11 protein-coding genes are annotated in these 14,032 nt (G+C 43.7%); all 11 read right to left on the bottom strand.

What is annotated here, in order from left to right:
* Positions 1-52: 52 nt before the first annotated feature.
* On the bottom strand, positions 53-1,183 hold the full coding sequence (gene nspC / locus FKQ60_RS00240) for a carboxynorspermidine decarboxylase (RefSeq protein ID WP_170905834.1): 1,131 nt from the start codon (positions 1,181-1,183) through the stop codon (positions 53-55).
* 165 nt (positions 1,184-1,348) lie between these two features.
* Positions 1,349-2,593 (bottom strand): carboxynorspermidine synthase, encoded by a 1,245-nt coding sequence (locus tag FKQ60_RS00235; RefSeq protein ID WP_170905833.1) that lies wholly within the window; start codon positions 2,591-2,593, stop codon positions 1,349-1,351.
* Positions 2,594-2,607: 14 nt separating this feature from the next.
* Positions 2,608-5,493 (bottom strand): pyridoxal phosphate-dependent class III aminotransferase, encoded by a 2,886-nt coding sequence (locus FKQ60_RS00230; RefSeq protein WP_170905832.1) that lies wholly within the window; start codon positions 5,491-5,493, stop codon positions 2,608-2,610.
* A gap of 564 nt (positions 5,494-6,057) precedes the next feature.
* Positions 6,058-6,468 carry a monovalent cation/H(+) antiporter subunit G gene (gene mnhG / locus FKQ60_RS00225; protein WP_040904343.1) on the bottom strand — a complete coding sequence of 137 codons (411 nt, stop codon included), beginning with the start codon at positions 6,466-6,468 and terminating at the stop codon, positions 6,058-6,060.
* Positions 6,461-6,736 carry a cation:proton antiporter gene (locus FKQ60_RS00220; RefSeq protein ID WP_040904345.1) on the bottom strand — a complete coding sequence of 92 codons (276 nt, stop codon included), beginning with the start codon at positions 6,734-6,736 and terminating at the stop codon, positions 6,461-6,463. The genes mnhG and FKQ60_RS00220 overlap by 8 nt, the downstream gene beginning before the upstream one ends.
* A gap of 6 nt (positions 6,737-6,742) precedes the next feature.
* Positions 6,743-7,216 carry a Na+/H+ antiporter subunit E gene (locus FKQ60_RS00215; protein ID WP_040904346.1) on the bottom strand — a complete coding sequence of 158 codons (474 nt, stop codon included), beginning with the start codon at positions 7,214-7,216 and terminating at the stop codon, positions 6,743-6,745.
* Entirely contained in the window at positions 7,213-8,709 is a 1,497-nt protein-coding gene (locus tag FKQ60_RS00210; protein ID WP_040904348.1) for a Na+/H+ antiporter subunit D, read from the bottom strand. Before FKQ60_RS00210 ends, FKQ60_RS00215 begins: the two co-directional genes overlap by 4 nt.
* Positions 8,706-9,059: a Na+/H+ antiporter subunit C gene (locus FKQ60_RS00205; protein ID WP_040904349.1), complete on the bottom strand. Its 354-nt coding sequence runs from the start codon at positions 9,057-9,059 to the stop codon at positions 8,706-8,708. The genes FKQ60_RS00210 and FKQ60_RS00205 overlap by 4 nt, the downstream gene beginning before the upstream one ends.
* Positions 9,060-9,064: 5 nt before the next feature.
* Positions 9,065-9,496, bottom strand: a complete 432-nt coding sequence (locus FKQ60_RS00200; RefSeq protein ID WP_040904350.1) for a Na+/H+ antiporter subunit B — start codon at positions 9,494-9,496, stop codon at positions 9,065-9,067.
* Positions 9,493-11,784 (bottom strand): putative monovalent cation/H+ antiporter subunit A, encoded by a 2,292-nt coding sequence (locus FKQ60_RS00195; RefSeq protein ID WP_004395373.1) that lies wholly within the window; start codon positions 11,782-11,784, stop codon positions 9,493-9,495. The genes FKQ60_RS00200 and FKQ60_RS00195 overlap by 4 nt, the downstream gene beginning before the upstream one ends.
* Positions 11,785-12,275: 491 nt before the next feature.
* On the bottom strand, positions 12,276-13,469 hold the full coding sequence (gene nhaA, locus FKQ60_RS00190) for a Na+/H+ antiporter NhaA (RefSeq protein WP_170905831.1): 1,194 nt from the start codon (positions 13,467-13,469) through the stop codon (positions 12,276-12,278).
* Positions 13,470-14,032: the final 563 nt, after the last annotated feature.

Genomic DNA, 14,032 nt, shown 5'->3' with positions numbered 1-14,032 from the left:
AAAGGGAGGCATAAACGCCTCCCTTTGTTATGCAGTGCTAAGCAGACAAAAGTTAAACCGACCACTGAGACAAAGAACGTTTGAAATCTTGATAACCAAATTCATTTAATTTAATGATTTGTCCATCACGGCGCTCGCAATACACCGATGGCATTTTTAGGCCATTAAACCAGTTTAGCTTCACCATGGTATAACCGGCGCTGTCCATGATATGCAGCTTTTGCCCGATCTGTAATGGTTCAGCAAACTTGGCAACACAGAACTGATCGCCAGCAAGACAAGAGCAAGAACCAATCACATACTCATGTTCACCCTGTTCATTGGCTTCGAGTACCGATGCTGGCTCACGATAAATCAAAGTATCAAGACGATGCGCTTCTGTCGCCGAATCAACAATCGCGGTTTGCATTTCGTTATCTACAATATCAACAACGGTCACGACTAAATCTGTGGTTTGAGTGATGATCGCTTCACCCGGTTCAAGATACAACTGAACCTTGTGCTTATCAGCAAAAGCTTTCAGCGCATCGGCGAGTTTATCTACATCGTATCCCGGCCAAGTAAAGAAGACACCGCCACCTAAGCTTACCCAGTCAAGTTTATCGAGATAAGCACCAAACTTGTCAGAAATGGCATCAAGCAGCGCAATAAATGCGTCCACATCCTTGTTCTCACAGTTCATGTGGAACATCACACCATTGATAGAGTCGAAAACACTGGTATCTAACTTATCAAACTGTACTCCGAGACGAGAAAATTTACGAGCAGGGTTAGCTAAATCTTGCCCCGCATAACTCACTCCCGGATTTAAACGTAAACCTAGTGATGCCTTACCTTTCACCAAGTGGCGATAAGCCGCCAACTGAGATTGAGAGTTAAAGATCATTTTGTCGCAAATATCAGCAACCTCTTTAACATCCTGCTCACTGTAACCAACACTGTAAGCGTGAGTTTCACCGCCAAACTTCTCATAACCTAGCTTGACTTCAAACGGGCCCGAGCTGGTCGTGCCATCAAGGTAAGGCTTAATGATGTCAAACACGCCCCAAGTCGAGAAACATTTCAATGCTAGCACTAATTTAACCCCTGAACGTTCTTTTAAACGCTTAGCGATTTCCAAATTAGCGATCAACTTCGCTTCATCGATCATGAAGTAAGGGGTGTTTAATTCACTCTTTTGCATCTGATTTTATTCCTATTCATATCCAGTGACTTTCATTACTGGAAATATCCTAAAAAGGAAAAAACAGCCGCTACTCAGTAGCTGCTGTTTTAAACACGCGGTATTTATTTCACATCTCTAGAATCAATATCCAAGCAATCAGTTCTAGGATGCCCTCAGCGATCATTACTTGAGAATTTTAATATCAGGCTGTCCTGGCTCAAGTTCAATCACATCCCAGTCCAAACCAATCGATGGCATGGTTTCTAAGAACGGATCGGGATTCAACTGCTCCATATTGAATACTCCAGCTTCAGCCCACTCACCACGGAAAAACTGTAGCGCAGCAGTAATCGACGGTACACCCGTCGTGTAAGCAATTGCTTGGTGCTCAACATCCTTATAAGCCACTTGGTGATCAGCGTTATTATAGATAAAGACACTGCGTTCTTTGCCGTCTTTTCTACCTTGAACCCAAGTACCAATACAGGTCAATCCGGTATAACCAGGAGCGAGTGACGTTGGATCGGGTAACATGGCTTTTAACACTTGCAATGGTTTCACTACCGTTCCGTCATGCAGAGTTAATGGCTCTGGATTCAGTAAACCAATATCTTTCATCACATTAAAGTAATTCAGGTAGCGATCGCCAAAGCCCATCCAGAATTCAATCCGTTTAGCTGGAATAAATTCCTGTAGCGAACGAATCTCGTCATGAGACATTGAATAGACTTTAAAGTTACCGCAATTAGGGAAATCAAACTCCAGCATACGGGTATGGCAAGGAACGCTTTTCCACTGTCCCTCTTCCCAATAGAAAGAGTCACCCTGAATTTCCAGTAAGTTAGTTTCTGGATCAAAGTTGGTGGCGAATTTTTTACCATGATCGCCCGCGTTAATATCTAACACGTCGATGGTATCAATTTCATCAAATAAATGTTTGACCGCATAAGCGGCAAATACACTCACCACACCTGGATCGAAACCCGCACTCAAAATACCGGTAATACCTGCTTGTTTAAACTTATCACGAAATGCCCATTGCGGATCGTAAGCTTCTGGTACTTGCTGCCCTTCTGTGCATAAGTCAACAGCCACTGACGTATCTAGATAAGAGACTTTTGCTTGGTAGCAAGCTTCCATAATTGTGACGTTAACCCAAGGAGGACCAGCATTGATCACTAGATCAGGCTTCACCTCATTAATCAACGCAACAAGTGCAGCAACATCATCGGCATCCACTGCGCGAGCTTCTAGCTTCTTAGTCGAATCTTTAAGGTTATTTTTACCTTTAATGGATTCAATGATCTTCTCACACTTCCCGATAGAACGAGAAGCAATGGTAATATCACCCAGTACGTCATTGTTTTGCGCTGCTTTGTGAGCAACTACCCAACCAACACCGCCCGCACCAATCTGTAGAATTGACATAGTATCCGTTACCTTTATTTCGCTAGCTCAACCGCTAGAGTTTCAATTTTAGCCAGTAAAGATTCAAAATCTGAAATCTTTAAGCATGGGTTCAAGATTGTGAATTTCAAAGCTGTTTTGCCATCCACTATGGTTTCGCCAAGTACAGCGACACCGCGTACCAAGGCCTGCAGACGAACGGTTTTATTCAGTTCATCTAAATCAGACGCTTGTGTGTTTACCGCGCGGAACAACACGGTAGATAAACAAGGTTCAGCTAACAGTTCAAAAGCGTCATGCTGGCGAACTAGCTGCGCCACTTGTTGAGTTTGCTCAAGCAAGTGATCATACATGGCACCCATTTGTTGTGGTCCCACGTTTTGCATAGTCATAAACACTTTTAACGCATCAAAGCGTTTGGTCGTCGCAATCGATTTATCGACCAAGTTTGGTAACGTATCGTGTTCACGGTTTAAATAATCCGCATGATGAAGCAGGTATTTAAAGTTGTGTTTGTCTTTCAGTAGTAACGCACCACAACTGATGGTTTGGAAAAACAGCTTATGGAAATCGACACTAATAGAGTCAGCGCGTTCGATACCATTTAAACGCTGCTTGTGACTACTTAAAATCAGCGCGCCGCCATAAGCACTATCGACGTGCATCCATAGATCATGTTGCTGAGCGGCATCGGCAATCGCCACTAAGTCATCAATGGCACCGTGATCGGTTGTCCCTGCCGTACCCACAATCGCAAAAGGTATTAACCCTTCCGCTTTCGCTTGGTGCATCACAGCGTCTAGCTGAGTGACATCCATCGTGCCATTTGGCAATGCGTCAACAGCAAGAATGGCTTTTTCACCTAAGCCCATCCAAGATGCAGATTTTTGTACCGTAAAGTGTGATTTTTTCGAACACACAATCCGCAGCTTATCGGCATAGTCAGGCAAACCAAGTTTTTGAATCGAATGACCACTTAATTTATCGGCAATCCAATCACGAGCTAACATCAAGCCCATTTGGTTACTTTGCGTGCCACCACTGGTAAAAATACCGTCCGCTTGTGAACCTAAGTGGTATTTGTCACACATCCAATCGACCACTTTCTGCTCAACAAAGGTTGCCGCAGAAGATTGATCCCAAGAATCCATGGATTGATTGAGTGACGCGATGATCGCCTCAGCCACTACCGATGGCATCAATGGTGGAGTGTGCAAGTGAGCAATACAATCTGGATGCTGAACAATGATCGAATTTTTAGCAATCAGTTCAGCAGTATCTGAAATCACATCGTGCAAAGACGCATTTTTATTATCCAGATCAACGGCGTTAATCGCATTTTCGAGGATCTTTGGTTCTAACCCCGAATAAGGCGCATTAACTTGCTCAAATACTGCTTTCATTGCAGCCGTAGTGTGATTCATTACTTGAGCGAACGCTTGGCTGCCTAAATGCCCAGTATGGATAAAGTGCTTTTTCCACTGTTCATTCGCGGCTTCAGGTTCTTTCAAGCCTCCGCCAGCCGCAAGAATGGCTTCTTCTAACACACGTAATGCAAAATCAATTTGCTCGAAAGAGATGATCAATGGTGGTAAGAAGCGGATCACCGAACCATCACGTCCGCCTTTCTCAACAATTAGTCCGCGCTCTAATGCGGCGCGTTGAATCGCCAGCGTTAATTGTGGTGCCGATTTAGGCTCGCCAAATTTATTCAGCTCACCACTTGGATCTTGAATTTCTAAGCCAAGCATCAGACCTTTACCACGAACCTCGGCAATACAATTCACACGGCGTTGAATGTTTTCTAAGCCCATGCGTAAGTATTGTCCCGCAATATTGGCGTGCTCAACCAAATTATCGCGAACAATAATTTCTAGTGCTTTAGCTCCAGAGATCATCGCTAATTGGTTACCGCGGAAAGTACCCGTATGTTCGCCTGGACGCCATGTATCGTGCTGTTTATTGATCACCAAAATCGACATCGGTAAACCACCGCCAATCGCTTTTGATAAGCAAAGTACATCAGGGATGATTCCTGACTCTTCAAACGCAAAGTGATAACCAGATTTACCAACCCCACACTGAATCTCATCGAAAATCAGTAAAATGCCATGTTCATCACAGATACGGCGCAACTCACGTAACCAAAATGCTGGCGCAGGGATAACGCCACCTTCACCTTGCACGGGCTCGACAATAATGGCAGCGGGTTTCATGATACCGGCTTCGTCATCATGCAATAAGCGCTCTATATAACGAATGCTGGCTTTGGCTCCCTCATCACCGCCGAGTCCAAACGGACAACGCAGGCTGTATGGGAAGGGCATAAAATGCACATCGGACATTAAACCGGTACGACGTGCCTTGGTATTTAGGTTGCCCATCATACCCATCGTCCCATTGGTCATGCCGTGGTAAGCGCCACGAAACGCAAACATGGTATTACGACCAGTCGTTTGCTTGGCTAATTTAATCGCGGCTTCGACGGCATCCGCACCAGAAGGACCACAAAACTGAATGACACACTGTTCAGCAAGTTCTGTCGGTAAAAATCCTTTCACTATTTTAATAAAATGGGTTTTTGCCGTAGTCGCTATATCCAAGGTTTGATAAGGCAAGCCAGAATCGAGCTGGTCTTTCAACGCTTGATTGATTTCAGGATGGTTATAGCCTAACGCAAGCGTTCCTGCGCCAGCTAAACAATCGAGGAAAAGCTGTCCACGGGTATCTTCCACTAAACAGCCAAAAGCCTGTTTAATCGCAATCGGTAAACGACGTGGGTAAGAACGTACCGCGGATTCGTGTTCGGCTTGATCAAGCAAAACTTGATCAGGCGTTAGATCATAAAGACCATCTAGTATTGGTACTTGGTTGGAAAAACAGGTTGCGATAGTGTTATCGACTTCAAAGGCTGTACTCATCTTCGTCCCCTTGAAATGGTTAAAATTCTGTCCATTATTCATCGTCGTGCGAGGAAAAATGACAAATAGCAAAATTTCCGATGCTGTCGTAAGACACCTTCGGAATACGGACCATTAGCGTAAATGGCAAATCACTAAAACAGAGAATCAAGGTTCGGTTATGCTGCTGTCTTGATAAACAGGGCATAGAGGAAGCACAAAGCTGATTATTAATGTGTGTAAGTTAAGTGAGTTCAATGTTGGGTTTCCCATTCACATGCTGTTTCCACAGCAAGAGTATCCCGTCTATCAGCAAAAGGTTTGCTGATACCTACCCTACGTGGTGCCGCAATCAGCTTGAATGTTCACCACGCGTATCCCCCAGAAAACGCAGTCCGAGATTGAGGCGGACGTTAACATAAAATTGACCGCGTTCGCAATGATTTTTATTCTATCATTCAGCCAAATAATCACTGTATCATTCATACTCTTGAGCAATAAGTGGTAACAAACCTCTAGCGCATGATCCATGCACTAGAGGTTGATGATTAAACATAATAAAAGAGCAATTAGAGTTGGTTGACCCTAGCTTTTGTTGTCGTGGTCTTTACCCGCGGGCTCGGCTTCTTTGACGGGTAAATGACGGCTGGCCAATTCATGCGTTTCTAGATCATAACGCTCTTTAATCACGTCCTTCACGACACCATCCCACTGTGGTACGCCAACAAAATAACTAGCGCGAGCTAAAACATGAGCAGCAATCGGTGCCGTCAAGATAACAAATACCACTACAGCGAGAGCTCGTACCACAAAGGCCATGTCTCCCCAGTTAACCACAGCAAACGCCACCACCATCAAGCCAACACCCAATGCCCCAGCTTTGGTTGTTGCATGCATGCGAGTTAATAAATCTGGCATACGGTTAATACCAATGCCTGCTAGCAACATTAAAAATGAGCCGGTAAGAATGAGTATCGCAATAATTAAATCAGTCATCGTCTCTGTGTCCTCGTTTTTCTAAATAACGGGAAAAACCGACCGCTGCCATAAATGACGTTAAGGCCAACACAATCGCCACATCAATAAAATAAGGCTGTTGATAGCGAATGCTGTAGAGCACGACTAAGCCAACGGTTAAAGAGGCCATTAACTCTAAGGCCACCACCCTATCAGGTAAAGATGGACCTTTTAATAAACGTACCGTTGCCAAAACCAAGCTAATTGCTAACATGGCAAAGCAAAGGGTATAAACAATATTCAACATAGTCTGTTACCCCAGTAAATCAATCACACGAGCTTCAAGACGCTTGAACTCTTCAATCTGACGAGCTTCATTCTCAAAGTACATTAAATGGACATACAACACGCTTCTATCGGTGGCCACATCCAATGCCAAAGATCCCGGTGTGACGGTAATTAATGTCGCAAACATAGTGATCGCCCCTTCGTCTCGTAAATCGAGAGGAATCGCAATCACGGCTGGTTTCATTAAATGCGTCGGCGTTAATACATCATAAGCCACTCGCCCATTAGCCTTAATTAAATCCCAAATGAAAAACAGTCCAAAACTGATCACTTTCGGTAATTTTTTAAAATAGGCTTTAAACGTTGGGCTATCTCGTAGCAAATAAGCCAAAATCACGTAACTCATCAGCATGCCAGCAAATAAGTTAGAGATGGTATAGGTACCCGATAAGATGAGCCATACCAAGGCAAGCAGCATATTCCATCCAAAGGCTTTCATGACTGACCTCCAAGTACCGCATCAATATAAACTTGTGGATTCATCACCTGCTCAGCGGTAGCATTCATCAGCTGAATAAACCACTCTGCACATAAACCGATGGTAACACTCATTAACACCATAAGGATGATTGGAACGTACATACAGAAACGTTCACTATCACTCATCGGTGAATTCGTTTGCGCATCATCAGGTAATTTCTTCCAAAAAGCCTCTGCCCAAATTTTAATCATTGAATAAAGTGTTAGAAGGCCAACCGCTAACGCAGAACCAACGGCAATCCAATGGCTAATACCAATCCCTCCGGTTATCACCACATATTTAGCAATAAAACCAGAGAATGGCGGAAGTCCAGCTAACGATGCAGCACTGATCGCAAACAAGAACGCTAATAAAGGCGCACTACGGTATAACCCACCTAACTTATCCAGTTGGTAGCTACCGTAACGACGATACATCACGCCGCTGATCAAAAATAAATTAGTTTTCACAATCATGTGGTGTACGACGTATAAAATACCACCAGCAATAGCTAACGGTGTGAACAACGCTAAGCCTAACAGCATATAACCAATCTGACTGACACTGTGGAAAGCAAGGATACGTCGAACCTCAAATTGAGCCGCAGCCCCTAACACACCCACCACCATGGAGAAGATCCCCATCCATAACAAAATAGTTTGGTGAGTAAATGCCACATCGGAGATAAAAATCAAACTAAACACGCGATACAACGAATAGACGCCAACTTTAGTTAATAGGCCAGCAAAAATCGCAGAAATCGCTACTGGTGGTGTGTGATAAGATGCAGGTAGCCAGAAAAACAGCGGGAACGCTGCTGCTTTAATCCCGAACGCCACCAAAAAGAGCAACGAGATTAACGTGACAATTTGTGGGTTGTCGGATGCCGCTAGCTTTTGCGCTAAATCAGCCATATTTAATGTACCAGCATAAGCGTATAACAAACCAATTGCTGATAAAAATAACGCCGATGATAATAAGTTTAGGGTCACATACTTTAATGCCCCTTCCATTTGGGCTCGTTCACCGCCAAGGATCAATAGACCAAATGACGCAACCAGCATGATCTCAAACCAAACGTAGAGGTTAAAGATATCGCCAGTTAAGAAAGCACCGATCACCCCAGCCAGCATCAGATGCAATAATGGATAAAAACCAAACGCTTCGTGTTCTTCGCTCATGGTTGCCAATGCATAGATGGAAACACATAACGCAACAAAAGCAGAAGACGTAACTAACGTCACCGCCAGTAAATCGGCGACCATGGAGATACCAAACGGCGCTTGCCATCCCCCCAAGTGAGTAACTTGAATTCCATTTAAATACACGTTGTGGAATAAAATCAACGTAGCAATCAATAGTGTGGAGTTGGAAAGCACACTAACCCAACGTTGCAGCTTTCGATGACGCCAAATGACCATCGATAATGCCGCTGCAAACATAGGAATAAGAATAGGCATTAATAACATCATAATTGAGTATCTGTCGTCTTCATTTTGTTCATGTCATCCGCACCAATGACTTTATAGGCGCGATGTATCAGTACTACGGCAAAAGCCAGTACGCCAAAGCTGATCACAATCGCCGTTAATATCAAAGCCTGTGGGAGTGGATCGGCAATATCAGCAAACGGTACGGTCATTCCTACCGGGATCAACGGCGGAGCACCTCTCACTAGCCCGCCTCCGGTGAAGATCAGTAAATTAGCCGCATTGGATAAGATCATTAAACCAATAACAAGCTTAACAATACTGCGACGTAACATCATAAATAGAGCGGCGGCATACAATCCGCCAATCACGAAAGCAAATAAAGTGGTCATGTTACTTAATCCTCCACTTCAGCAAGGGTCAGCAATAACGTCGTTACCATACCAATAACGACCAGATAAACCCCGATATCAAATAATAATGGTGTACTCAATTTCAGTTCACCGACGCCAGGTAGATAAACCGTCCACCACACGCTGGTCAAAAATTCACTGCCGGACAGAATCACACCGATCACACCACTAAACATGGCAATCATTAATCCAACCCCCATCAGTTGTGAACTATCGACACCAATAAGACGTCGGGTCTGGACTGGTGTGAAAGCAAACAGATGCAAGGCAAAAGCACTGGAGGCAACAAGACCAGCAATAAAGCCGCCCCCTGGTTCATTATGTCCACGCAGCAATAAGAAAATCGAAAACAGCAACAACATTGGCAATAGAAATCGTGCCGCGACTTGTAGAATTAACGCACTATCTGTTTTCATGGTTTATTTTTCTCCAACTTGATCATCGCCGTGACTCCAATGGCGGCCAAAGCAAGAACAAATAGTTCACCCAAGGTATCTAACGCACGATAATCAACCAGTATTACGTTAACAATATTGCGTCCTTTTGCTATCACATAACTATTTTCAATTAAGTAATCACTGATCCGATCGGGTTCGGCAAATTGAGTCACGGTCATCACCAGCAATGTCATCATGCCACCAAACACAATGGCGACAAAAGCATCACGCCAACGAACGTCTGAACTTGATAAGCGTTGAAAACGCGGCAATTTAAACAATACAAAGACCAACATGATCACCGTTAGCGTTTCAATCAGTATCTGGGTAATCGCCAAATCAGGGGCACTAAAGAAGACATAAATCAACGCCATACTAAAGCCTAGTGCGCCGATCGCTGCAACCGCACCCAAACGCTGCGAGGTGATACAGGCATAACTCACTACCGCAATAATGATGCCCGAGATCAGAATCTCGTAAACCTCAACGCCAGAAAAATCCAGCGTACCATACCAACCAACGCGCGTGGCAATGGTGTAGCCAACCAATACAATGGTGGTAATAAAGATGGTTAAAATGTAATTGGAAAGATAACCATTTTGTACACGACCTGTTAACCATTTAGAAAAAATCACTAACCCTTGCATAAAGAGGTCGTAACCTTTTTCTGGACCATAGTTAAGTAAAGGCTTAGCCAAAATAGCTTTAGGCGCTAAACGGCCCCAGCGTTTAAAGAGTAAATAGCCCCCTGCTAATGCGACTGCACTGAGCAGTAAAGGTAAATTAAATCCATGCCATAAAGATAAAGCGATAGGATCAACCTTATACCCAGAAATGGATGAAGCCGCAGCAGTAATGAGTGGTGAAACCAATGATGGAATCAAACCAAAGATTAGCCCTAAACTTGCGAGGAGTGAAAAACCAATCCGCATAGCAAAAGGAGCTTCATGGGCTTCTTTCGGCGTTGTGATCACCTCTCCCCAAAACGGCTTAATCGCAACCAGTCCGGCACAAGCCGCTAAGCAGATGGAAGAGACTACGCCAACAAACAGTAATGAACTTTGCCATGGACTGGTTAACAGCCCTTCTAACATCGCTTCTTTAGCAATAAAACCGAAAACCGGTGGAATACCTGCTAGAGCTAATGCCGCTAGTGACATAAAAATCGCCGTCTGTGGCATGCTGCGCCGTAAACCACTCAACTGACGAATGTCTTTGGTTCCGGTCTCATGGTCCACCGTACCGGCGGCCATAAACAAAGCCCCCTTGTACAGTGCATGGGCCAATAAAAACACCATGGCAGCAATTAACGCCGCTTCTGTACCAATCCCTATTAATAAGGTTAAGGTGCCTAAAGAAGCAACCGTGGTATAAGCTAAAATACGTTTTAGATCGGTACTCGTCACCGCCATTACCGAGCCTACCAACATCGTCAATGCACCGACGCCAACGAGCAGCATCGTCCAAGTGCTGTCTCCTGCCATGACTGGTTGTAAGCGAGCCATTAAATAGATACCAGCTTTCACCATCGTAGCGGAATGTAGGAATGAGCTAACTGGCGTTGGTGCTGCCATTGCGTTTGGTAGCCAAAAATGAAATGGAACCTGAGCCGATTTAGTAAATGCTCCCGCCAATACCAGTAACATCATTGGTAAAAATAGGCTATGTTGCTGGATTTCTGCTCCTTGACGGACAATTTGATCCAACTGGTAGGTACCGGCAATCTGACCGAGCAATATGACTCCCGCCATTAAAGCAAGGCCACCACCGACCGTAACAAACAGCCCCTGCAAGGCTGATTTACGCGACTTTTCTTGCTCATGATGAAAACCAATCAGCATATATGAAGTAATACTGGTCAGTTCCCAGAAAACAAACATCGCCATAATGTTATTCGCTAACACGACACCAAGCATGGCGCCCATAAATGCACAAAGATACATCACTAGCTTACGCTGATCGACGTGGCCTGACAGGTAACTTCCTGCATACACGACAACTAATGTACCGATCCCAGTGATCAATAATGCAAACAATAGGCTTAAGCCATCAAGACGAATATCAAGCGAAATACCTAATGACGGAATCCAATCGTAATAGAATAATAAGCTATGCCCAGCCGTCACCTGCGGAACAAAGCCTAAGAAATACACAAACAGCAAGGCAGGAAGCAAAGCAACCCACCATACTGCACGCTCACCTAATTGGCGATACAGCCAAGGTACAAAAAAAGCAACAATAAAACCTGACATTAATGCTAATAGCATCTAATGACCTCCAAACGTCGAAATCCTGTCGTAGACAACAAGGGTTCGTTTCCCTAATGCAAGTGATTAAATGACAACCACACTAAAAATAAAGCTGAACGGCGAATGCGAACCGTGTTACGTATTATCCTAAAAGGTTAATACTTTAATATAAACAACTTACATGAAGAGTAGCTTACTCTTCCTAAAACAAGAAAGCATAAAAACAAAGTTTTATGCTTTCTGAGAGTATATTGACCTTTCAAGGGATTTTTCTATAAACCATGAAGCATTAACACAAAGTAAAGATAGGCACATGCATCGTGGTTCAGCACCAACCAGAACTTACGTTACTGCCATCACCCATGTATACGGCTCGAACAGTCAATAAGGCCTAGTATCTCCTTAACTAAGGCTCTAATACCATAGGATAGCAATCTCTTGAAACATTAAGCCACTATCCAATCACACTATGTTTAATCCGCCGACTAGATTGGCGAAGCATTGAGTGATTAGAACTTCGCTTTGATCTCCTTCACTAAAATAGGCTCATCAAGCAATACTTTTTTCGGTAGCGTAGCACGTAGCATAATATAGCCCGCCAGCGCCGCGGCGGTTGACCCAATCAAGATACCTAAACGGGCATAATTATCCAAAATAAGATGAGCATGACCGAACGCTAACGAAGAGATAAAGATCGACATCGTAAAGCCGATACCACATAACACCGAGACAGCAAAAATATGCCGAGTATCAATACCTTCTGGTAACTTTGTCATCCCTAATTTGACGGAAATCCAGCTAAAGGTAAAGATGCCAAGCGGTTTACCGACAAAAAGCCCTAACGCGACACCAACAGGTAACGTTGATGTTAATCCCGCTAACGAGATCCCTTCTAACGAGATCCCTGCATTCACAAAAGCAAACAGCGGCAGAATGGCAAACGTTGACCATGGATGTAACCAATGCTCTAAGCGCTTTAATGGCGATGGAGAGGTTGCCTGTTTACCTTTCAAAGGAATCGCAAAACCGATCATCACGCCAGCAAGGGTGGCATGAATCCCTGATTGTAGGACAGCAAACCATAATATTGCGCCAAGTATCAAGTATGGCACTAACGACGTGACCTTGTAACGATTAAGTAAGTATAAACCACCAGCCGTCAGTAAACCCATTGCTAACGCAACACTCGATAGCTCACTGGTATAAAATAGGGCAATAATAATAATCACGCCAAGGTCATCAATAATCGCCAACGCTAATAGAAAAGCCTTCAAACTCACAGGCACTCGATTACCCAGTAACGCCATAATCCCCAAAGCAAAGGCAATATCGGTGGCCGCAGGAATCGCCCATCCCTGGCTTGCCGTAGGATCCGCTGAATTAAACCAAGTGTAAACCAATGCTGGCGCTAACATTCCCCCTAAAGCAGCAATGGCTGGGAATAAAGCCTGCTCTTTTGATTTTAGCGATCCTTCGATTAATTCGCGTTTTACTTCTAGGCCAATTAATAAAAAGAAAATCGCCATCAGCCCATCATTGACCCAATGAGAGAGAGACATACCGAAGACATAAGCATGCAGAGCATGCTGATAAAGCTCATTAACAGGTGAATTGGCAATCAACATAGCCGCAATAGCAGCCATAACTAATAAGACTCCACCCGCGGCTTCTGTTTTAAAGAAACTACGAATCATGCGTATCATGGGGATATCGTCCTTTGTGATGATAAGAATCAACGATGAAATGTACCTAACGACACTAAACACAATAAATCCGGTACAAGAAGATGAGACTGAGTCTACTCACTCGCTGCTCGGTTTAAAAATCGCTTCTAATGAAACTAAACATCGGAAAATCCGATCTATAAAGACAAAACAAACGTAATTTCCGTCGTTAAAATAGACAAAAATAATGTAATAAAATATGTTCACTCAAAAATCACATCAAAAGATCATTTATAAAAATAAAACTTATCAAATAGTTAAAATGATAATATTGATTTTAAAGAAAGGAATTCAGAATTCGAAATAAGTCAAGACACGATAAAATGAACAGCCATGCTTGTACCGGTAAACATGAGGTAAAAATAGAAGATGGGGAGATAAATCAGCTATTGAGTCGTCATACGCTTAAACGTTGAACACAATAAAAGGCATGAGCTAGGGTCTGTTAACTTTTCGAGCTGATTTTTACAGCAGTTAGTGGTTTTTTATACAAGGCATAAGCGTTGGAATGTAGTAACTCTACCTGATAAGCCGATAACAGG

The sequence above is a fragment of the Vibrio sp. A11 genome, from assembly GCF_013048705.1.
GTDB classification, from domain to species: Bacteria; Pseudomonadota; Gammaproteobacteria; order Enterobacterales; family Vibrionaceae; genus Vibrio; species Vibrio metschnikovii.
This window is presented reverse-complemented; position numbering and strand designations above follow the sequence as displayed.

Excerpts from the sequence above, each read along its gene's own strand:
- nspC (WP_170905834.1), bottom strand. The coding sequence starts at position 1,183 with ATGCAAAAGAGTGAATTAAACACCCCTTACTTCATGATCGATGAAGCG.
- FKQ60_RS00235 (WP_170905833.1), bottom strand. The coding sequence starts at position 2,593 with ATGTCAATTCTACAGATTGGTGCGGGCGGTGTTGGTTGGGTAGTTGCT.
- FKQ60_RS00230 (WP_170905832.1), bottom strand. The coding sequence starts at position 5,493 with ATGAGTACAGCCTTTGAAGTCGATAACACTATCGCAACCTGTTTTTCC.
- mnhG (WP_040904343.1), bottom strand. The coding sequence starts at position 6,468 with ATGACTGATTTAATTATTGCGATACTCATTCTTACCGGCTCATTTTTA.
- FKQ60_RS00220 (WP_040904345.1), bottom strand. The coding sequence starts at position 6,736 with ATGTTGAATATTGTTTATACCCTTTGCTTTGCCATGTTAGCAATTAGC.
- FKQ60_RS00215 (WP_040904346.1), bottom strand. The coding sequence starts at position 7,216 with ATGAAAGCCTTTGGATGGAATATGCTGCTTGCCTTGGTATGGCTCATC.
- FKQ60_RS00210 (WP_040904348.1), bottom strand. The coding sequence starts at position 8,709 with ATGATGTTATTAATGCCTATTCTTATTCCTATGTTTGCAGCGGCATTA.
- FKQ60_RS00205 (WP_040904349.1), bottom strand. The coding sequence starts at position 9,059 with ATGACCACTTTATTTGCTTTCGTGATTGGCGGATTGTATGCCGCCGCT.
- FKQ60_RS00200 (WP_040904350.1), bottom strand. The coding sequence starts at position 9,496 with ATGAAAACAGATAGTGCGTTAATTCTACAAGTCGCGGCACGATTTCTA.
- FKQ60_RS00195 (WP_004395373.1), bottom strand. The coding sequence starts at position 11,784 with ATGCTATTAGCATTAATGTCAGGTTTTATTGTTGCTTTTTTTGTACCT.
- nhaA (WP_170905831.1), bottom strand. The coding sequence starts at position 13,469 with ATGATACGCATGATTCGTAGTTTCTTTAAAACAGAAGCCGCGGGTGGA.